Genomic DNA, 20871 nt, shown 5'->3' with positions numbered 1-20871 from the left:
AGCTTAGAAAGAGAAGGCAGCAATAAACCATGGAAAAAATAGCCATTTTCGGTAGTGCGTTTAATCCACCGAGCTTAGGTCATAAAAGTGTGATTGATTCACTGGCTCACTTCGACAAAATTCTACTCGTTCCAAGCATTGCTCATGCTTGGGGAAAAGAGATGCTAGACTTTGATACGAGATGTCAGTTAGTTAACGCATTTATTAGCGATCTTTCATTGGATCAAGTAGAACTTTCTTTGGTCGAAAAGAGCCTATTTACTCCAGGTGAAAGCGTAACGACTTATGCGGTGCTCAGCGCACTTCAGAAGTTACATCGTGATGCGGAACTCACGTTCGTTATAGGTCCTGACAACTTCTTTAAGTTCTCATCTTTTTATAAATCAGATGAGATTACCGAGCAGTGGTCTGTAATGGCTTGCCCTGAAAAAGTGAAAATTCGTAGTACTGATATCCGCAATGCGCTGATAAGTGGAAGCGATGTTGCAAAACTGAGTACAAAGTCAGTTACAAAGATATTGCAAGATAGTGGACTGTATACAATAATGTAGATTCACTCACTCAAGAGGTCTGATGACTATGCTAAAGCGCGCGATACCAGCGACGATGATCATTGCAGCATGCAGTTTACCTGCATATGCTGAGTGTGATTTTTTTAGCCTAGATTCGGTAATGCTGACTTCTGATGACGAAAATAGCTGTTTAGACTTTTCTACGAGCCTTGAAGCTTTCGGCCAAAGTATGTTGGAGCTTAGTGGGTTAAGCGAACCAGAACCTCAAACTAAGCCTGATTACTGGTCTGATTGGGTTATTCAAAGCAAAGATGCGCCTTTGTTAACTCAGAGCCTTGAGTCTAACTATGTTGGTCTCGGTATGTGGTTTCCAGAAGAGCTGGAAGATGAACAGTATAATATGTCGACAGAAGAGTGGTTGATGAACCATGGTCTTCAGCTGAGCATAGGTTTTGGTGATAAAGTAGAAGGGCAGCCGCGTATGCGTTTTGATTACCGTTGGCATGACTCTAGTGATGCAGACTTAATGATGCAGGTTGAGCTGCCATTCTAGACAGGTAGTTCATTCTTTTCTGTCTAAGTGCTAAGAATTAAAAAAGCCGCGAAAACTGAGTTTTTGCGGCTTTTTAGTATTTGGCTTGCTAGTTTTAATACCAGCTCTCACTTACCGCCAAGCTATAAATCTTCACCAAACACGAGCATGCACAGTTGCTCGAACTCTTCTTCTTTACCTGAGAACAGGTCATCAATCACAAGAGTACGTTTCTGACCTGATTGCATGCGTTTCTTCGCCTCGCGCATTACCATCACCAATGTGTGCTCTTGCGGTAAGTTCGAATCATCAACATTCCATTGATTGAATCGCTGAGACAGAGCACTTTCACAAAGCAGTGGTTTAAACGACAACACTTCTTGCTTCAATACAGAAAGCATATCTTTAAACGCTTGCTCAGTATTATTCGTTTTTAGACTACGAGACTTAGTAACTTCTAGCTTTTCTAGCAACGCAGAAGAGAGGTTCGTTTGCGTGACGTATCCCGCTTGTCTTGGGAATGAATCCGTCAAGCGCACAGAAAAGTCGACACGATTGACCTGTGTGTTTGGAAAGTAGGTCAGTGATGTTAGGCAGTCATATGGAACCCAGACGCTCTGACCTGGCTCGACGGCATACTCTTGTTTGCCCAGCTTAATCAAAACCAAACCACTTTGAACCGATACAAGGCTATGCTTAAGTACTTTTTTGCGTGGTGTAATCACCAGGTGTGAAAAGTAAGCCGATGTATATTCAATAGCGAAGTTCATAGATAGTACCTTAGTCTTGGGGCGTCAAGATTACCGTTAATCTTAAAGAATGCCAATAATAACAGGGCATTTTCGATGTTTCTGGTCTGACCTTGTCAAAAGTATGGGCTCTGTAGCTGCGATAAGTCAAAACAACGCGTAGAATGAGCCAGCTTTTTATTATATGAATGAAAAAATGACCTCTCCAACCGATCCATATGTTGATATTCGTCCTTACGGCGATGATGAAATTCCAGCGGCACTAAACCGTCTTATTAATGATGAAGAATTTATCAGTGCGATCTTGCACTATCGTTTTTCAAACCATGCGTCTTGGTTCAAAGCGTTAATGAGCCCGATCTTGCGAGTGTACTTGAAAATGAAATGGAGCAAGCTGACTAGCGTTGAATCCATTCAGATCGAAGTGAAAAAGTACTTACGCGATACGCTCGCTAAAACCACCAAAGGGGTGACATACACGGGTTTAGAGTCACTGGATGCGAACCAAGCGTACCTGTTTGTATCAAACCATCGTGACATTGCTATGGATCCAGCGTTAGTTAATTACGCTTTGCATCTGAAAAATCATCAAACTTGCCGTATTGCCATTGGTGATAACCTACTAAAGAAGCCATGTGCGACTGAATTGATGCGTCTGAACAAAAGCTTCATCGTAAAGCGTTCTCTAAAAGGGCCACGTGAAATGATGAAAGCGCTTGGACAATTGTCTTCGTACATTAAGCACTCTCTAGAAACAGGTAACTCTATTTGGATCGCTCAGAAAGAAGGTCGTGCAAAAGACGGCAATGACTTCACAGAGCCAGCAATTCTGAAGATGTTCCATGTTGAAGGGCGTAAGCAAAAAATCGTATTTCCTGAGTACGTGAAATCATTGAAGATCGTTCCTGTGGCTATTTCATACGAAAACGATCCATGTGACACCGCGAAAGCAATAGAGCTTTTTGAAAAAGACGTAAACGGCAGTTACGAAAAGGGTGAGTTTGAAGATATCGAAAGTATCATTCAAGGCATCATCGGTAATAAAGGGCGTGTTCATGTTGGTTTTGGTCAGGTTATTGACCAAGATTTCGATACGCCTGAAGCACTTGCTCAAGAGATTGACCGCCAGATCCATGATAACTACAAACTATTTCCTGTGAACTTACTGGCTGCAGAAAAAGAAGACGAGTCGATTACAGCTGCGGTGAAGCAAGAGTTTGAAGATAAACTATCGAGTTTGCCACAAGGTGCTCGTCAGTACTTGATCGATAGCTATGCGAACCCAGTGAAGAATATTGGTTAACGAGCGTTAGCAAACAAGTTCGTTGATTGAATTGAAAAAGGAGCCTAAGGCTCCTTTTTTATAGCGGTATAGGTGTCTTTTTCTAAGTACTGCTATTACCGTCAATCAATCAATCAATCAATCAATCAATCAATCAATCAATCAATCAATGAATCGAACGGCAGGTTAGCGAGCAACAGCACCACCAAGATCTAATTGGGTCGGCCACGTGGTAATCGTGTTACCACCTAGGTAGATATTGCCTTTGACCGTCATGGTATCGGGAAATTCTGTAATTGCAGATCCGCCAATATATAAATCGCCATCAACCACTATCCCGTTGGGTAGCTCGGTTAAAGGAGTACGGATCACGCTTAGGTCTCCTTTTACTCTAAAGCCGTTGGGAAGCCGTATTAGGGGGGTATCTGTGAGGTTGATGAATCCACCCACTCTCACACCTTTTGGCCAACGGGTAATCTTACTTCCTATCAAGTCGGCGTAGCCTTTTATTTTTACGCCCGATGGAACTCGGGCTAGTAGACTGTTACCGCCTTTAAGGCTTCCCTTAACTTCCAACCCTTTGGGAAGGCGAGTGATTGCGGTTTTTTCTATATTTAAATTGCCATCGACGACCAATCCTGTCGGTAGCGATGTATAGGGCTTATTTCGTAAATATAAGTTTCCGTAATTATCCAGATGGTTCAATATTTGATACTGATCGAGTGGTTCTGCAGTCACATTTGTTATGGTTAAAGAACCAATAATAAGTACGATTATTCGGAGCATAACAAGCTTCTTATTACGATAGACGTTAACACTATAATGAAAAAATTATTCTCGCATAGTGTTTTACTCATTTGTTGGTCGGTAAAAAAGAATAGAACACAATGAAAGGCGAATCTGTGATTGAAATAAAGCGTCAAATTCTAAAAGGCTTTGTGATTGTAACTTCTGTATTTTGTTCAGCATCAGCGAATGCTAATAAAATAATATCAACGCCCGCTAAGGCTGCAGTCGTCGTCACTCAGAGTGGTTCACAGCAACGAGTTTGTTATTATGATGATAAGGCCTATAGCCTAGGTGCGGTCGTTGAAGTTTCAGGAGTGTTGATTCGATGTGCTGCCGAAAATGATTTTGAGACCAATGGTGCTCTAGGCTGGATTGAGATTATAAAAAAAGACGAGAAATAAACTCGTCTTTCATTGGTATGAGTGTTGGTGCTTATATTAACGTGCTAGAGAGCGAGTCTTAAGTTCGAAAATAATCTTCTCAGCGCTGACTTCAAACTTAAAGCGAGCATTTAATTCTGTGCTTTCTTCTGTCAGTTCTGATGCTTCAAACTCAACGTTGCTAGACACTTGTTTAGCAAGCTCAACGTACTTAGCAAACTCAGTTTCAATGAGTGCTTTAGAGTTACCGTAAACCGTTACTTCGGCAACATCGTCGCCTTCTTTAATGATAAACCCGATTTCACCTGCGCAGCCGCAAGCCTCACATACATCATTGTTACCAATATCTTGGCTCATAAATAATCCTCTTACAAAGTCTGCGGTTATTCTAGCGAGCAATTTGAACTGTATCTACAAAAATCAAAATCTTTGAACTAATTTTTACTGGTATGCTATGCTGTTTGATAGGATATTTAATGAATATGTATATTCGCGACGATAAATATGTATGTGATTAATATCACGTTTTCCTGAAGAGGTACGTTATTTATTTGTCAGAATATCATTCACTTAGTTGCGCCAGGATTGATTTTATAAGAGTATCTATCGCTTGACAGTTATTTATACAATGAATTTTTCGTTGGGTATTTCATATTCTAAGTAGTTATTTAAACTTATCGACTTAGGATTGTAAGGTGATTTTCGAAGAATAATTAAACAAAGTGCCCAAAGAGGCAACACTGTAAAATTGTTCGTACAAAGTATTTGTGGGTATTTAATGGAAATACTTGCGAAAAAATACCTTGCTCACATAATGCTGATAACGATTTTCATTCTGACTTCATTCGGTTGAGTTAGATGGATTTACAAAGAGAAGAACCTGAATATGCCAAAGCGTAGTAAAGAAGATACAGAAATCACGATCCAGAAGATCATGGATGCCGTTGTAGACCAGTTATTGAGATTGGGTTACGACAAAATGTCATACACGACGTTGAGTCAACAAACAGGCGTTTCTCGTACAGGTATAAGTCATCACTTTCCAAAGAAAACGGATTTTACTGCTGCTCTAGACGGTCGTATTTTCAAGATGTTTATGGAACACATTGACTTTGAAAATGGCCTTGATGCATTTTCGGCTAGCTGGGTTGCAGCACTTGAAGATGCTGAGTTCCTAGCGATCTTACGTTTACTTTTCCATCATATCGTTACTGCCGAGAATGCACATGAGTTTGCGGCAAACGGTATCGACCGCTTGTACAAGCTAACTGAAACTCAGTTTGGTGATGCTAGTGGTAAAGAACTAGAGTGGTTGATTGGTAAGTCATTGATTCATATGAGCCAATAATCAACACGCAATGAAAGAAGCTCCTGAGGGGGCTTTTTTTGTACCTGTAGTTTCACTTTTCTTTCTTTTTTCCTCTAGCTCTCACACCGTTGTCGTTATCTTGTCTTTGTGCTGAATAAAGTTATTTCTTTTCTTTTTAGATATTTAGGGTTTCGCCTGCATCTTTCTGAGTAACTAAAAGCTTACTAACATTAACTGATGGTGTTTATTTCTAGAGCCTCAAACGCTCAAGGTGAGCCGTTTTAAGGGGTATTGCCATGGTAGCTAACAAAATTGATTTTAAGGCGAGAGAGGGGCTGTGAGACAATAAAAAGCCTCGAAGAAATCGAGGCGGTGAATGGTGTGGTTGTTAGAGAAAGCGAATACTCAAAACGAACCTGTTCTTAATCGAGCTTATTGTGCGGGATGAACCTGGGGGAAGTTCATGGTTGGGTGCTTTTCTACAATACTTATGTAGCCGTACACATCTTCAATCATCGAAGGCTTAAGTGCTTCCCAAGGGCTGCCATCGCAAACTAAGTTTCCCTCTTTCAAAACTATCAATCGATCTGAGTATTGAGCGGCTAGGTTTAAGTCATGTAAAACTACGATAACCGCGGCATTGTGGTTGTCGGCTAACTCTCTCGCGATCTTTAACGTGTTGTGCTGATGGGCAAGATCCAGTGCTGATGTGGGTTCATCAAGCATCAAGATACATTGGTCACCAGAATAGTGAAGTTGGGTTAGCACTCGAGCCAAGTGAACACGCTGTTTTTCACCGCCAGATAGAGAAGGGTAGAGCCTTTTGCTTAGGTGAGACACATCGGCAACATCCATTTTCTGGCTAGCTATGCTAGTGAGCTTCTTGTTGGACTCTTGCAACGGGATACCACCAAGCTCGACAACTTCGTGTGCCAGAAAAGGGAAGGTCAACGTACTATGTTGAGGAAGCATCGCCAAGTGCTTAGCCAACTTTTGAGAAGACCACTTGTTTTTGGTGTGTCCAAAATACTGAATATCACCAGTGCTCGATATCTCCTGACATAAAGCTTTCAGCAGCGTACTTTTTCCTGCGCCGTTTGGTCCAAGTAGTGTGGTTACCTTTCCTGCTTCAATCTCAATAGAAACGCCATCTAAAATCACTTTGTTGCCGAACTTCACTTCGATGTCGGTTGCTTTTAACGCTGCAGGAAACATTAAAGGATTCTCCCTTTCTGTTGAAATAGTAGATACAAGAAAAATGGAGCGCCGATGATTGCAGTGACAATACCAACTGGCAATTCAGCTGGAGCCAGTGCCACGCGTGAGGCCATGTCTGCAGCTGTTAATAGTAACGCGCCTAACACTGCTGATAGTGGCAACAGAATTCGGTGGTCAGGGCCAGCCAACATACGACCTAAATGAGGAATAACCAGTCCGATGAAGCCAATCATGCCAGACAAGCTAACCGTGATACCAACGCCCGCAGCCGTCAGTAGAATCAGCTTTCGCTTGAGTTTCTGTACTGGGATGCCAAGGTGTTGCGCTTCTGACTCGCCCAGTAATAGAGCATTCAGTGACATTGCTTGGCGGTAGAAAACAACAAACAATCCAACGAGTGTGACTGCAGCAAGCAAAATGCCTGACCACTTCGCTCCTGCTAGTGAACCCATCGACCATAACGAAAGATCACGCAGCATTTGGTCATCAGCGATGAAGTTTAAGAACCCAATACCTGCGCCTGATAGTGCGCTGATCGCCACACCTGCTAACAACATGATGGTAACTGAAGTACCGAATTTTCCCGTACCTAGCTTATAAACCAGCAGCGTGGTTAAAGCGCCACCTAAAAAGGCAAATACTGGTACGGCCGCAAAGTTCATAAAAGCAGGGTATTGCAGTGAAAGTTCAGAGAAAAGAACAATAGCCAACGCCGCGCCTAATGCAGCTCCGGCAGAGACGCCGATGATCCCAGGTTCAGCAAGCGGGTTTCTAAATAGCCCCTGCATGACGGCACCACATAATGCGAGAATCGCGCCTATTAGCATACATAAGATGGTTCTCGGTAAACGGATCTCTTGAATCACCAAATTGATGTGGGGAGCTAAGTCATTGCTGGGTTGGAATAGGCTAGCTGCGCTGTCAGCTAAGCTTATGTCCATAGGCCCAACGGTGACCGAGTACAGCGCGGTTAAGACTAGGATAGCGCCGAAGCCTAACATCGATGTTTTTAGTGGGACGGATCGTAACAACATAAAGAGCCTCAATGTCTATCACTAGCTTCAAACCTCGTAGCCGACTTTACGAAAGCGACGCGGTAGTGAGGATTGAGCAAGTAACAGTAAAAATAGGGTAGTGAGTTATAGCGGGAAGATAAGTTATAACGGGTAAATAAGTTATAGCGGATAGATAAGTGCGTTTATTCGCTTCGCTTCAGAGAGGCTTTCAAGACCAAGCCCTCCAACTAGAGCGCTGCCCTTTACGGTAATGATTTGCTTGTTCATGCCTGCTGGCGTTGCCGCTAGCATAGGTAACGATTTAAGAATGGCATCAGCGCCGCCTATTTTCTGGTAGCTACGGCCACTGACTAAAATCACATCTGGTTGCATTTCTACCAGTGATTCCATCGACAGTGGTTTGTAGGATGTCAGGCTTTGAGCGGCAGGGTTAACACCGCCAGCCAGTTCAATGATCGCGTTTGGTGATGTTTCACCGCCAGCAACATTTGCAGGACGGCCTTCATGCAGTAATAGGAACAGAACTTTCTTCGCTTCGTTGTTGGGTACTTGGTTAGCTTTCAGTGCTGCAATTTTTTGATTCACTTCGGCTTTCACTTGCTGTGAGTGAGCTTCGGTATGGGTAATCTTTGCAATTTGGTCGATACGCTTTAGTAGCCCTTCAACGTTTGCTTCGGTGTTGACGATCTCGACATCGATACCCACAGATTTTAATTGAGAAATGGCGTTGTCTGGCCCCATCTCATCTGAGCCAATCAGTGTGGTTGGCGACAAAGCAATCAAACCTTCTGCAGAAAGGTTTCTGTGATAACCAATCTTTGGCAGCTTTTTTGATTGAGGTAAGTGACTGGTCACATCAATTGCAATCAACTGCTCTTCAGCACCCAGAGCAAGAACTAATTCGGTAACGGCGCTGCCAGCACTGATGATTCTAAGTTGTTTTGCGTCGTCAGCATTGGCGATAGGTGCTGCAAGTACCAACCCCATCGCGGCGATTGCGAGTAAATGTTTGTTGTTCTTTAATTTATTGAGCACTTTTAAGTCTTTCATAATAATGTATTTGTACTTTCTTTTGATGGAGAGTAATCGCGAAGATGCTTTGTGAACAGCCTGTCCGCATGTTGAGTTTGAATCGATAGAGAGCTGGCTTTGGTTATTTGGTCTTATCAATAAAGAGTCCAATCTCATAAAAGGTGCTAGGTCTCATGAAAATTTAAGAGTCGTTCTAGCCTTCCTCCGTGAGTAATTGGGTTGCTGGAATACCGTTTTCTTGTAAGAACGACAACAACTTCACTAAGTTCTCAACGTTAGCTGCTTTATCGGCGCCAATGATGATCGGTTTTTTATCCGATGTGCCTGTTTCTTCTAACAGTGCGATCTTGAAGTTTTCCCAGTCGATGTACTCTTGGCCGTTGATCGCCCAGTAAGGTTCGTGATCTAAGATATTGACGCTAATCGAATCTTTATGAACTTCAGAAACGTTTTTAATATCAGAACTCGGAAGCTCCACCTCTAATGACTCCAACTTCACTGATGCTGTCAGTAGAAGGAAAACCATCACGATAAATATAATGTCCAGTAAGGGTGTTAAATCCGGAACTAAGCTCTGTGTTTGAGATGAGTGGGGCGTTTTAATCATGCTTGGCTCACATCACCGATAGAGGCTTTGCTGACAGGAGTCCCTTGAGTGTCGCCAGACTGACTGGTTTGAATTGACATGCCTTCTAGCCAAACATTCACATAATTCAGAGTGTGTTCTAACTGAGCTAGCACTCGATCGGCCCATAACCCGAGTAGTTGAGCTCCTGAAATCGCAGGAAGCGCAATCATCAAACCCGCAGCAGTGGTTCTCATTGCTAATCCAAGACCGTCTGCCAAATCATTAGGCGTGATGCTGCCTGTTGTAGCGGCAACGCCTTTAAACATCTCAATAAGCCCAAGTACTGTGCCAAGCAGGCCAATTAGCGGGCTGATGACGCCGATCAAGCCAAGCAATCTTAAACCTGCGTGAAGCTGGTGGCGTTTCTCTTGTAGCCAAATCCCTGCTGCATCTTCACGTAAACCTTTTGAGAAAGAGTGGTGAGCAAGCAGCATCGACACGCCCTTGTACAGCAGAGGTCGTTTACCAGAAATAGATTGTGCTAATGCTTCGATTTCTTTGCTATTGGTTGGTGAAATCTGATTGAGCTCATGACGAATAGCGCGTTTGCCAACCCCAATGCTTAGCATGACTTGGAAGATACGCTCTGCGATGATCATTGCTGTTAATGCTGAACAGATAAGAAGAGGCCATGTCATTAGGCCAAGTTGATCTTGTAAGTAACTGATTTGTTGCATGGTTAATCCAACTTAAAACGAACAGGTATTTGCACACGGTGAGCAATTGCTCGACCATTTACAGTATGAGGTGAGAACTTCCATTTCTTAATGGCTTTCAAAGCAGCGTTGTCGAGCATTAGTGCGCCTGATGAGTTGACTAATGCCTGTTTAATTTGTTTTCCTTCAGCATCTAACCAGACCTCATAAGTTGCGACACCTTCAACGCCTCGGCGCCTTGCTTGGCGTGGGTAGCTTGGTGGTGTTGGACGAGCTGAAAAAGAGGGCCTAGTGATTAACACCGGCTCTTGGTTAGATACGCCTTGGTTAACTTGTCGAGGTTGGTTGGCGGACTCGTCCATATTTTTATCGACTTTTTTGTCGGCCAGCTTTTCTGGTTGAGTCACTGGTTTTTTTTGAATCGGCTTTTTCTCGACTGTCTTCTCCACAACCTTTTTCTCTACTTTCTTGGGCTGAGGCTTATTGGTGATCGCTTTTTTCTTTGGTGCGGGTTTGGCTTGCTTTGGTTCTACTGCTTTCGGTTCGACAGGTTTAGGTTCTGGGTGTGAGACAGTTTCCTTGATTGGCTCAGGCTCAACTGGCTCTGTAACGGTTTTTTTCTGAGCTTGTGAGGGAACGCTCTTTGGAGTGAAGTTGATCGATACCGTGTTCGATTGGCTACCTGCTGGCATTGCAAAGACTTTGGATTCTTGAGCGACAAATAACATCGCCGCATGAATCACTAACGATGCACCGCCTGCAATAACATATCTAGGAACGTTCACATTCAATCCTTCACCAAATCTAAAATATGTATCGGATTATTACTTAGAATCTAAATAAGATCAATTATCAATTGCATTATCATTTGCGTCTATTTATGATTCTCTCAGTTTTAGCAAACAGTCTTCCAGGCTTTGCTATATAAGTGTTTAGAGAGATTATATGAGCGTTGATATACATAAGTTTGACGAATCAATTCTGGGCGTTTCTAGCCCAGACCCACTTCGTTTTGCATTTGCCAAAAAGCAATCTGCACATGCTGGGGGAAGCTCAATCCCGGTCGACCCGAGCAAGAAATTGGAAATCTTTGATGAATTGATGCTAAGTGAAGGAAAGAAACAGGATAAACGTTGTTTGTATATCCATATTCCTTTTTGTCGCGTGCGTTGTACGTTCTGCAATTTCTTCCAAAATGCCGCAAGCCGTAAATTAGTGGATGAGTATTTTGATGCACTGATGGTTGAGCTAATGCAAAAAGCTAAAACCTCTTGGGCTCAGTCTGGACTATTTCACGCCGTCTATATTGGTGGTGGAACACCCACCGATTTATCTCCTCTACAAGTTGAGCTGTTAGGTAAGGCTATTCGTCAACACTTCCCATTAGCGAACGATGTGGAAATGACCTTAGAAGGGCGGATTAATCGATTTGGCGACGAGATGTTTGATCGTTCGCTGGAAGGTGGCTTCAATCGTTTCTCATTCGGTATTCAAAGTTTCAATACTCAAGTTCGACGCAGTGCTAAGCGCTTGGATGACCGAGAAGTTGTGTTGGAACGTATCAGTTCACTGAGTCGCACTGAACAAGCGCCTATCGTTCTTGATTTGCTATACGGGTTGCCACACCAGTCTATGGAAGTATTTCAACAAGATTTAGAAGACTACATGTCGACTGGCGCACACGGTATTGACCTCTACCAACTGATTGTTTCGGGCAACGCGCCTATGCTTAATCTTGTTGAGAAAGGAAAAATCCCACCACCTGCTAATACGCCAGATAAGGCGAGTATGTACTTGGCGGGCGTTGAGTTCATGGCAAAGCACAAGGTTAAGCAACTGAGCGTGAATCACTGGACTCGTGATAACCGCGAACGCAGCATTTACAACAGCTTAGCGAAAACTTATGCCGAAGTTCTACCCATTGGTTGTGGCGCTGGTGGCAACATCGGTGGTCATGGTGTGATGCAACATCGAACTTTAGACAGCTACATGGAGTCTATAAAGCAAGGTCAATTGCCAATAGCCATGATGACCAAGCAAAGCTCACTAGAGCCAACCTTCTCTTCATTGAAAGCCGGTTTTGATTCTGGTGTTGTAAGAAGAAGTAAGTTGCCGAGTTTTATGGGGCAAGACACGTTTGACTACCTGAAGCCTCTGTTTTCACATTGGGAAAAGAATGGCCTAGTTGATCTTTCGGAAGATTACCTGAGCCTGACTATAGCTGGCAGTTTCTGGGCGGTAAGCCTTGCACAGAGTGTGATTCAAGTGCTTAACACTGAATATCAGACCTCGCACCCAGCACCAACTGCCTCTGGCTTGGGTGCTCACCCGCATGCAAGTTTGAAGCGCGCTTAGTCTCGAATTTTTAATTCATAACTTACTTGTTTATACGGAAATCTATTCAATGAAAGATACAACATTAGCAATGACAGAAACTTTAGAACAACGTGTCGCACGCATTCTAGAAGAAGAACCAAAACTGCTTCCTACTGCGATTGCTGAGAAGCTAGGAGTTTCAGAAGTTGAAGTAGTGGCTGCTTTTCCTGGAGACATGGCGGTGATGCTAGATGGCAGCCGTGCTCAAGATATTCTAGAAGGTTTGGTTGGTTGGGGCCCAGTGACCACAATTATGCATTCATTTGGCTCAATCTTTGAAGTAAAGGCGCCGTTTCCTAAAGGTAAAGTAGCGCGTGGTTACTACAATCTGATGGGTAAAGAAGGCGAGCTGCATGGCCACTTAAAACTGGATAACATCAAACATATTGGTTTGGTGAGCAAGGCGTTCATGGGGCGTGAAAGTCATTACTTCGGTTTCTTCAGTGAAACAGGCGAAAACATTTTTAAGATTTACCTAGGTCGCAATGAAAAGCGAGAGCTGATTGTCGACCAAGTTGAACGCTTCAAAGCACTAAAAGAACGAGCTTAAGTACAGTCAACATCAAGCTTAAATAAGATTGCCAGCTAGCTTAAAGAAAATATGAATGCTCGAGGTCCACTTAGTTTACTAATGAACGCTCAACCTCGGGTAAAAATAATAAATAAGAGAAAGTGAAGAAAGGAATTATCGATGGAACAACAAGTAAAACAAGAACGCCTACAAGGTCGCCTAGGTCCGGAAATAAAAGAGTTTCGCCAAGAGCGCCGTACTCTTCAACTTGCAACAGTTGATCAAGACGGTCGCCCGAACGTAAGTTACGCGCCTTTCGTACAGAACCAAGAAGGTTACTTTGTTCTAATTTCTGACGTTGCTCGTCATGCTCGTAACTTAAAAGCGAACCCACAAGTCTCTTTGATGATGATCGAAGATGAAGAGAGCTCTAAGCAGCTTTATGCACGTAAGCGTCTAACCTTTGATGCACAAGCAAGTGTTGTAGAGCGTGAAACGGAGCTTTGGACTCAAGTTATTGGCCAGATGCAAGAACGTTTTGGTGAGATTATTGATGGTTTAAGCCAACTTCAAGATTTTTCTCTATTCAACCTTAAAGCAGAGAATGGCCTGTTCGTAAAAGGTTTCGGTCAGGCATACCAAGTATCTGGCGACGACTTAGTGGATTTCGTTCACCTGCAAGAAGGTCACAAAAAAGTGTCTAACGAGTAAGCTCGTTTAACGGATTACTTTAGGAGCCCTCTAATGTGAGGGCTTTTTTGTGTCTAAGCAGTCATAGCCGCGTCGTTTAGGACTTTCGCTCCGCGCAACATGGCTTCGATTAATTCGCCTGCATTGAATTTCTCTAGCGCTTCATGTGCTCCCACCTGATTGGCTCGGTCAACACATATCTCACTGGATAGTGAAGTATGTAAAATACAGTAGGCATGACTGAGTGCGCTGTCGTTTTGTACTTCAAATGCAAGTTCATAACCATCTAACCCGGGCATCTCGATATCACTCACGAGAAGATCAATTGCTGTACCTTTTGCAGCCTCACCTCGCATCAGGTCAATCGCATCTAAGCCGTTATTACAAATGCTGTAAGGGATGTTGATGCTGTCTAAGGCATCAGACAGCTGTTTTCGTGCGATCAAAGAGTCATCAACCAGTAGAATATTCAGCGCTTTTAGGCGTTCTCTTTCGACATCAGTCAGCATCGGAATATGTGCGTTTTCATAAGCAGGGTAAATCTTAGAAAGTAATAACTCTACGTCGAGCATCTGCACGATACGATCTTCAAAACGTGTAATGCCGGTAACAAACACATTGGTTCCTACACTTGCGGGTGGCGACTCAATACTCTTCCAGTCACATTCAATGATTTTATCAATCGAACGAACCAAGAATGCGACAACGGTTCTTAAGCAATCTGTCACGATGAGCACACAGTCTTGGTATTCAGTCGGTGTGATCGGCCGAAACCCAATAGCTGCGGACATATCAATAACTGGAACCGTAAGATCGCGAATCGTGACGGTACCAATCACATGGTGATGAGAGTAAGGGATTTGGGTCATTGGCTGGAAAGGAACGATTTCTCTGACCTTAAGCGTGCCTATCGCAAAACTTTGAGTGAGGGATAACTTGAACATCAGCATTCCCTGTGACTGACTCGCTTTACTTATCGGTTTGGCCATAAGTGGCTCCTACTTAATACGCGCTTAATCTATAAGGATTAATTTAAAGGGAAATGGCATCCGCAGCAAGTCACTATGCGGTTTTTAAAGATCTTTAAGGGGGTTGTTTTCGGTTATAGAGTGAAGAATGATGATTCTTGGGTTAAAATCACGCTAAACGCAGGCGTTTGATGGACTTTTGTCGACAAGTCGTTAGCCGTAAGCTGAATTACAACAGTCAGTACTCTGATGAATTCTACGTAATCATCACAAATAAACTGACCGCAACAAACTGAGAATTATCATGGCAAGAACAGCAGCAGCGCTTCATATATTGGTGAAGCATAAAGAATTAGCAGAAGACATCATGACGCAGCTTAAAAAGGGCGCTAAATTTCAAACGCTAGCGAAGAAGCATTCAACCTGTCCATCTGGTAAAAAGGGCGGCGACCTAGGCGAGTTCAAAAAAGGTCAAATGGTGCCTCAGTTTGATAAGGTTTGTTTCTCTGGCGAGACGCTTGTACCACACCTGGTAAAAACAAAATTTGGCTGGCACGTAGTGAAGGTTCTTTACCGAACTTAGTTATTAATATGTGTTAAATTGAATAAGAGGAGCGTAGATACGCTCCTTTTTTGTCATTTTTGAGCGCATTTAAAAACATTATGGCTGAGTGTTCATCCCAGACGTCATGCGATAATTGGCGCTACGCCCTTAACTATCCACCTTGACTAATCGGTGGGAGGAGGAGGGGTTTTAATGAGTAACTCATATAATAAACACCATTCTTAAGGAAATTTATGCAGCTTTGCCTTTTAGCCTTTGTATTTATCTAGAAAGCTGTAAGCGAGTTTGGTAGGAGAACAACATGGAGAGTTCAGCTATGTTAAGCACCCCAGCGACGGATGTTATATTGCATGCTTTTGACTGGTGCTACGCTGACGTAATGAAGAACGCCCCTCTGATCCAAGAGTTGGGTTATAAATCTGTTTTAGTATCACCGGCGATGAAGTCGTTACGCGGCCCTAAAGGTTGCGACCGTGATTCTGGCACCCAATGGTGGCAGCGCTATCAACCCCAAGATTATCGTGTGATTGATAATCAGCTTGGTGATACGCAAGACTTCACTGCAATGGTGAACACGTTAAAGCAACATGGGCTTCGTACCTATGTGGACGTTGTGTTTAACCACATGGCTAACGAGTCGAGTATTCGCGGTGATTTGACGTATCCAAATCAACAAGACATGGCGTCTTACCAACAAGATTCTGAGTATTACGAATCCGTTCGTTTGTTTGGTGATCTTTCTAAACCTTTGTTTGATGAGAACGACTTTGTCGAAGCGTTTGGTATCAAGAACTGGAAAGACACTTGGGAGGTGCAAAACGGACGTATTACTGGTGGAGCAAGCGATTCAGGCCTGCCAACGCTGTTAGACAACGACAATGTGGTCGCGCAGCAGCGAGCTTACCTAAAAGCCTTGAAAGTGATTGGTGTGAAAGGGTTTCGCATCGACGCAGCGAAACACATGACACTGTCACATCTACGTAAGGTTTGGACTGATGATATCTGTGAAGAAATGCATATCTTTGGCGAGATTATTACTGACGGTGGTGCAACCAAAGAAGAGTACGAACTGTTCCTCGAGCCTTACCTTAAACACACTCGTTTAGGGGCGTATGATTTTCCGCTATTCAATACCATCTTCAAAGCTTTTGAAGAGCAGGGCAGCTTTAAATCTCTAATCAACCCTTACTGTTTTGGTCAAGCTCTGTCGAACATGCGAGCGATCACTTTTGCTGTCACTCATGACATTCCAAATAACGAGGTGTTTTTGGAACATGTGATGGATGAAGTCGACGAGCAATTAGCTCACGCCTTTATTCTTGGACGAGATGGCGGTGTGCCGCTTGTTTACAGTGAGCTCAGCACCAGCGGTATTCTGGACAAGAGTGGCCAACCTCGTTGGCTTAACGACTGGCAAGCGCCTTATATGAAAAACATGATTCAATTCCATAACCATGTTCATGGCGAAGCGATGCAGGTGGTTGAAGCCAATGATGACTTGTTGGTGTTTGTTCGTGGCGACAAAGGCATTGTGGTGATTAATAAATCGAAACGAAGCAAGACGGCCTCATTAAATTGGACAGGTGCTGTGACGGATCTGTTGTCTGGCGAAGTGTTCGAATGTGTTGGTAAGGACTTAACTATTAAGGTTGAATCCAACCAGTGCATGATGCTGACGACCAACTAGCTCGAGCCTGTTACGAGTTAGAAAGCAAATTTTGCAAAGAAAACCTTGAAAAGAAAACCCCGCTTACTGATTACCAGTAAGCGGGGTTTTTTATTTAAAGCTGTTTATTGCTTACTAAACAGGGTGTTAGTTAAACAAGGTGTTAGTTAGCTAAACGCTAAGGCGGTTAAACTGTAAACTTGTTTAATAGTTCGTCTTGTTGGCGAACATTGTCAGTTTGAACTTGCATTGCTGTGTTTGCGTCTTGAGCTGCGTTCGATACCTGTGTTGAAAGGTCTTTGATCTTAACTGTGTTGTTGTTGATCTCTTCCGCTACTAAACTCTGCTCTTCAGCTGCTGAAGCAATCTGAATATTCATATCAGAGATGCGCTGAATCGCGTCGCGGATGCGGTCAAGTGAAGAGTTTGCTTGCTGAGCGCGTTCAACGGCGTCAGTGGCTGTGTCTTTACTTTGATTCATCGCGTTAGATACAGAGCTTGCACCCGCTTGGAGCTGCTCAATCATGTTGCGGATCTCTGTGGTCGATTCTTGAGTACGTTGCGCTAGTGTGCGAACTTCATCGGCAACGACAGCGAAACCACGGCCCGATTCACCAGCACGCGCCGCTTCAATAGCAGCATTCAATGCAAGTAGGTTGGTTTGGTCTGCGATATCGTTGATTACTTTAAGAATCGTCTCGATATTTGCTGTTGCTGATTCAAGTACTTGTACTTCTGCAACCGCTTGGTCGATACGCGCTGAAAGGTTATCAATCGCTTGAGTCGTGTCACTTACTACAGATGTACCGTCTAGTGTCGCATCGTCAGCTTCACGAGCCGCGGCGGCTGCGCCTTGAGCGTTGTTTGCTACTTCCGTTGCGGTAACGGCCATCTCGTTCATTGCGGTGGCTAGCTGTTCAAGCTCTTGCAGCTGAGTATTCATCGCATTCGCTGACTCACCCGCGCCTTTTACTGTGATTTCAGTGCCACGTTTAATCTCAACACCAATCGCTTTGGATTGAATGATTTGATTTTGCAGGTTTTCAGTAAAGGTGTTGAAGCCTTTCGCAAGGTCAGAGAACTCTTTATCTGTATTGGTATCTAGACGTTTAGTTAAGTCACCTTGTCCGCTCGCAACATCTTGAATGGCTTGGTTAAGCGTCTCAAGCGGGCGCATTAACACACGAATAAGGACGGTTAATGCAATGATGCTGAGAATAACCGCAATTAAAGAGTAGATTATCGAGCTGTTTTTCAGATCTTCAACCGTTTGGAATGCGATCTCTTCATCAAGTATTGCGCCGATGTACCAATCTTCACTTGGGATGTGAGTGAAGTTCACTAGGAATTTTTTACCGTCGACTTCAATTTGTTGAGATCCCTCGCGAATAGTCGCTTGTGGCAGGTAGCTTGATAGCGTTTCGCCATTGTTCTTAGCATTAGGGTGAGCAATCGTCGTGCCGTCGGCAGTGACTAGGAATAAGTAACCCGCGTCAAACAAGTTCACTTGGTTTACCAAGGTCGCAAGGTTGGTTAGTTCTAAGTCGTAGAACATACCTGCAGTGAAACGGCCGTTTTCTTGCACTGGCGTACCAATTGAAATGATGACTTTCTTGCTTGATACGTCCACATAAGGGTCGGTAACAACTAAACTGTTTTTGGACTTAGCATCAATGAACCAAGGGCGGATTCGTGGGTCGTAATCCGGGCCAGCTTCCCAACCATCATCATTTTCAATAACGAAACCGTTCGCGTCATAACCAAAACCAACCGCGAGAAAGCTGCCTTTAAGTTTTGGCTTTTCTAGGATGTTTTGAACGTATGTACGATCTTGAGGGTTGATTTCGATGACTTCAGTCGTCGACTGAGCCAGTGCTTTTTTAGCATTCATCTCTGATGCTACGGTGTTCTTAATCCCAGAGACCATCTCTTTCAGGCTTGCATTGACGTGGTTCTCTACAGCACTTTTTACGGTGTAAAGTTGCTGTATTGAAAGCAATGATACTGTCACTAATAGCAAGGCTGATGATGCTGCAACCACCTTATGGCTAAATTTCATTGTGTTTTCCTCTTCTCACAAGCTTTGCGAAAACTAAAGCTAATCGTGTTTTTGTAATTATATATATATCGACACTGTTGGGATTTACTTGAATGTAATTTCACAAAATAGACTACAAAAATACAACAACCCGCACAACGTAAAACTCAGTTAATTACATACTTGCTACTTTTGTTTTTTGGTTCAATGAGTTAAAGAGTTGGCTTAATCAAAGGCAAACAAAGTGAGGAGGGTATTAATTAGGCTAATATGCGTATGATTTACTATATAAGGGAGAGGTGTAAGGGAATTAATATGAAATCAAATGATATTCTCAATTCGTATATTGGCGATATTTCAAACAGGAGAGTGTATGTATTTTAAACCGGAGAGTGAATATATTAGGCAAAAAAAGCCCCACAAAAGTGAGGCTATTATAAATCAGGTTATTTATTACACTGTATCAGTGCGTCTAATTTAAAATATTAGATGCGCTACACCAGCGATAACCGGAAGTGTAATTAACGTACGTAGAATAAAGATAATAAACAGTTCTAAGATGTTCACTGGAATCTTACTGCCTAGAAGTAGAGCGCCTACTTCAGACATGTAAATCAGCTGAGTTACCGACATTGCTGCAATAACAAAGCGAGTCATCTCGTTGTCGATAGAAGCGGCAAGGATCGCTGGGATGAACATATCCGCAAAACCAACAACAATGGTTTCAGATGCTGCAACCGCTTCAGGTACTCCAAGTAGCTCAAGGAATGGAATGAAAGGCTGACCTAGGAATGAGAACACAGAGGTGTATTCTGCAATCACCAATGCCATTGTACCTAGCCCCATTACAACAGGAAGAACGCCGAATACCATGTCGACTGCGTTACGAATGCCTTCACCAAATACAGACTTAGCAGACTTCACTTGTGATGCCTTATTTACCGCGAGTTCAAGACCCCAAGAGAAAGTCGAGTGACCCGCTGGGATTGCATCAGCATCTTTGTGAGGCTTTGTACCATCAATGAAGGTGTCTTTCTTCATGCTCAGTGGAGGAAGGCGAGGGATGATTACCGCGGCCACAATACCTGCTAAGCAGATTGCTGCGTAGAAAGGTAGGAATAGGTGCTCTAGTTCTACTTGAGCAATCACTACAAGGCTGAACGTGATAGATACTGCTGAGAAAGTCGTACCAACAACAGCGGCTTCACGTTGAGTGTAGAATTTCTTCTCGTACTGTTTGCTTGTAAGCAGGATACCAACGCTGCCGTCACCTAACCAAGAAGCCATACAATCGATAGCACTACGACCCGGCAGGTTGAAGATTGGACGCATCACTTTACTTAGTAAGGTGCCAAACAGTTCTAACAAACCGAAGTTAAGTAGAAGTGGTAATAGTAAACCGGCAAAGATGAATACTGAAAATAGAGTCGGCAATAGGCCCTCTAACACCAGACCACCGGTGTTTTCTTCCCAGATAAACTCAGGGCCAACTTGGAAGAAAGCCATGAATGCTGCAGCACCACCGATAATACGAACCAACAACCACAGTGGAGATGGGTTGAAAAGGCCGTTTAGAAATGAATTCGATGTAATGAATGTAGGTTTGAAAATGGTGCTTAACACGGAAGCTACAGACATGAAGGCAACGATTGCAGTGATAATAGCAACTAGAGACTCACCGAAAACCGCTTGAATTGATTTGGCTAGAATAGCGACAGGGATCGTGAGATCACCTTGGTAGCTAATTGGCGCCATGAAGAGGAACAAACCAATTAGAGATGGGATTAAGAAAACCCAGAAACTGCCTTTAGATTTCTCTGGTTGAGCAGTATTCGTGTTGTTAGACATGTTAATTATTCTCGTATTTCTACATGTAAAAAAGCCACATCCTTGGCATTTTTATTCTCTAAACATCCGTATTTTCTCATTGGGTGCAAGATTACCGAGTATTAAT

The 20871-nt window shown here is 43.3% G+C and carries 22 protein-coding genes; 10 read left to right on the top strand and 12 right to left on the bottom strand.

Annotated features, from left to right (window positions below; genetic code table 11):
- The first annotated feature begins 29 nt into the window (after positions 1 to 29).
- Both ACED53_RS11540 and ACED53_RS11535 read left to right on the top strand, forming a co-directional pair.
- The gene (locus tag ACED53_RS11540) at positions 30 to 551 is read left to right on the top strand and encodes a nicotinate-nicotinamide nucleotide adenylyltransferase (protein ID WP_017097080.1); all 522 of its coding nucleotides are present in this window, start codon (positions 30 to 32) and stop codon (positions 549 to 551) included.
- Between the two features lie 22 nt (positions 552 to 573).
- Positions 574 to 1065: a hypothetical protein gene (locus tag ACED53_RS11535; protein ID WP_009845744.1), complete on the top strand. Its 492-nt coding sequence runs from the start codon at positions 574 to 576 to the stop codon at positions 1063 to 1065.
- Positions 1066 to 1187: 122 nt separating this feature from the next.
- On the opposite strand, the gene ACED53_RS11530 is transcribed toward ACED53_RS11535, so the two are convergent.
- The gene (locus tag ACED53_RS11530; RefSeq protein WP_017097078.1) at positions 1188 to 1814 is read right to left on the bottom strand and encodes a hypothetical protein; all 627 of its coding nucleotides are present in this window, start codon (positions 1812 to 1814) and stop codon (positions 1188 to 1190) included.
- Positions 1815 to 1989: 175 nt separating this feature from the next.
- Between ACED53_RS11530 and ACED53_RS11525 the strand changes: the two genes are divergently transcribed.
- Positions 1990 to 3096: a 1-acyl-sn-glycerol-3-phosphate acyltransferase gene (locus ACED53_RS11525; protein ID WP_029223825.1), complete on the top strand. Its 1107-nt coding sequence runs from the start codon at positions 1990 to 1992 to the stop codon at positions 3094 to 3096.
- Between the two features lie 165 nt (positions 3097 to 3261).
- Here the strand turns inward: ACED53_RS11525 and ACED53_RS11520 are convergent, their stop codons facing one another.
- Complete coding sequence (locus tag ACED53_RS11520; protein ID WP_012600255.1) at positions 3262 to 3861, bottom strand: hypothetical protein; 600 nt, start codon at positions 3859 to 3861, stop codon at positions 3262 to 3264.
- 101 nt (positions 3862 to 3962) lie between these two features.
- Here ACED53_RS11520 and ACED53_RS11515 point away from each other — a divergent pair, with 101 nt between their 5' ends.
- Positions 3963 to 4265 carry a YnjH family protein gene (locus tag ACED53_RS11515; protein WP_012600256.1) on the top strand — a complete coding sequence of 101 codons (303 nt, stop codon included), beginning with the start codon at positions 3963 to 3965 and terminating at the stop codon, positions 4263 to 4265.
- A gap of 36 nt (positions 4266 to 4301) precedes the next feature.
- Here the strand turns inward: ACED53_RS11515 and ACED53_RS11510 are convergent, their stop codons facing one another.
- On the bottom strand, positions 4302 to 4601 hold the full coding sequence (locus tag ACED53_RS11510; RefSeq protein WP_009845739.1) for a YfcZ/YiiS family protein: 300 nt from the start codon (positions 4599 to 4601) through the stop codon (positions 4302 to 4304).
- Positions 4602 to 5130: 529 nt separating this feature from the next.
- Here ACED53_RS11510 and ACED53_RS11505 point away from each other — a divergent pair.
- Entirely contained in the window at positions 5131 to 5592 is a 462-nt protein-coding gene (locus ACED53_RS11505) for a TetR/AcrR family transcriptional regulator (protein WP_009845738.1), read from the top strand.
- Positions 5593 to 5985: 393 nt separating this feature from the next.
- Here ACED53_RS11505 and ACED53_RS11500 read toward each other — a convergent pair whose 3' ends face one another.
- From ACED53_RS11500 to ACED53_RS11475, 6 genes are all read right to left on the bottom strand, one after another.
- A complete protein-coding gene (locus ACED53_RS11500; protein WP_017100823.1) occupies positions 5986 to 6768 on the bottom strand; it encodes a heme ABC transporter ATP-binding protein in 783 nt (260 codons plus the stop codon).
- Positions 6768 to 7805 (bottom strand): iron ABC transporter permease, encoded by a 1038-nt coding sequence (locus ACED53_RS11495; RefSeq protein ID WP_029225469.1) that lies wholly within the window; start codon positions 7803 to 7805, stop codon positions 6768 to 6770. The genes ACED53_RS11500 and ACED53_RS11495 overlap by 1 nt, the downstream gene beginning before the upstream one ends.
- Before the next feature lie 141 nt (positions 7806 to 7946).
- On the bottom strand, positions 7947 to 8837 hold the full coding sequence (locus tag ACED53_RS11490; protein ID WP_017100821.1) for a hemin ABC transporter substrate-binding protein: 891 nt from the start codon (positions 8835 to 8837) through the stop codon (positions 7947 to 7949).
- Between the two features lie 175 nt (positions 8838 to 9012).
- Positions 9013 to 9426 carry a biopolymer transporter ExbD gene (locus ACED53_RS11485; protein WP_009845734.1) on the bottom strand — a complete coding sequence of 138 codons (414 nt, stop codon included), beginning with the start codon at positions 9424 to 9426 and terminating at the stop codon, positions 9013 to 9015.
- Positions 9423 to 10124, bottom strand: a complete 702-nt coding sequence (locus ACED53_RS11480) for a MotA/TolQ/ExbB proton channel family protein (protein ID WP_012600261.1) — start codon at positions 10122 to 10124, stop codon at positions 9423 to 9425. The genes ACED53_RS11485 and ACED53_RS11480 overlap by 4 nt, the downstream gene beginning before the upstream one ends.
- A 2-nt stretch (positions 10125 to 10126) precedes the next feature.
- Positions 10127 to 10888: an energy transducer TonB gene (locus ACED53_RS11475; RefSeq protein ID WP_029225468.1), complete on the bottom strand. Its 762-nt coding sequence runs from the start codon at positions 10886 to 10888 to the stop codon at positions 10127 to 10129.
- Between the two features lie 160 nt (positions 10889 to 11048).
- On the opposite strand from ACED53_RS11475, the gene hutW reads away from it, so the two are divergent.
- The 3 genes from hutW (at position 11049) to hutZ (ending at position 13701) form a co-directional block, all read left to right on the top strand.
- Positions 11049 to 12458 (top strand): heme anaerobic degradation radical SAM methyltransferase ChuW/HutW, encoded by a 1410-nt coding sequence (gene hutW / locus ACED53_RS11470; RefSeq protein ID WP_017100819.1) that lies wholly within the window; start codon positions 11049 to 11051, stop codon positions 12456 to 12458.
- 49 nt (positions 12459 to 12507) lie between these two features.
- The gene (gene hutX / locus ACED53_RS11465; RefSeq protein WP_017100818.1) at positions 12508 to 13029 is read left to right on the top strand and encodes a heme utilization cystosolic carrier protein HutX; all 522 of its coding nucleotides are present in this window, start codon (positions 12508 to 12510) and stop codon (positions 13027 to 13029) included.
- A 141-nt stretch (positions 13030 to 13170) separates the two neighbouring features.
- Positions 13171 to 13701, top strand: a complete 531-nt coding sequence (gene hutZ, locus ACED53_RS11460) for a heme utilization protein HutZ (RefSeq protein ID WP_012600265.1) — start codon at positions 13171 to 13173, stop codon at positions 13699 to 13701.
- A gap of 53 nt (positions 13702 to 13754) precedes the next feature.
- Here hutZ and ACED53_RS11455 read toward each other — a convergent pair whose 3' ends face one another.
- Positions 13755 to 14669 (bottom strand): chemotaxis protein, encoded by a 915-nt coding sequence (locus ACED53_RS11455; protein WP_012600266.1) that lies wholly within the window; start codon positions 14667 to 14669, stop codon positions 13755 to 13757.
- Positions 14670 to 14952: 283 nt separating this feature from the next.
- On the opposite strand from ACED53_RS11455, the gene ppiC reads away from it, so the two are divergent.
- Positions 14953 to 15231 carry a peptidylprolyl isomerase PpiC gene (ppiC, locus tag ACED53_RS11450; RefSeq protein ID WP_017062750.1) on the top strand — a complete coding sequence of 93 codons (279 nt, stop codon included), beginning with the start codon at positions 14953 to 14955 and terminating at the stop codon, positions 15229 to 15231.
- Positions 15232 to 15514: 283 nt separating this feature from the next.
- The gene (locus ACED53_RS11445) at positions 15515 to 16900 is read left to right on the top strand and encodes an alpha-amylase family glycosyl hydrolase (protein ID WP_017100817.1); all 1386 of its coding nucleotides are present in this window, start codon (positions 15515 to 15517) and stop codon (positions 16898 to 16900) included.
- A 166-nt stretch (positions 16901 to 17066) separates the two neighbouring features.
- Here ACED53_RS11445 and ACED53_RS11440 read toward each other — a convergent pair whose 3' ends face one another.
- Positions 17067 to 18938, bottom strand: a complete 1872-nt coding sequence (locus ACED53_RS11440) for a methyl-accepting chemotaxis protein (protein ID WP_012600268.1) — start codon at positions 18936 to 18938, stop codon at positions 17067 to 17069.
- Between the two features lie 456 nt (positions 18939 to 19394).
- Positions 19395 to 20765 (bottom strand): YjiH family protein, encoded by a 1371-nt coding sequence (locus ACED53_RS11435; RefSeq protein WP_012600269.1) that lies wholly within the window; start codon positions 20763 to 20765, stop codon positions 19395 to 19397.
- Positions 20766 to 20871 lie beyond the last annotated feature (106 nt).

The organism is Vibrio sp. 1F169 (assembly GCF_041439605.1).
Classification (GTDB): domain Bacteria; phylum Pseudomonadota; class Gammaproteobacteria; order Enterobacterales; family Vibrionaceae; genus Vibrio; species Vibrio tasmaniensis_A.
The sequence above is the reverse complement of the archived record's forward strand: the minus strand, read 5'-3'. Positions and strand labels throughout refer to the sequence as shown.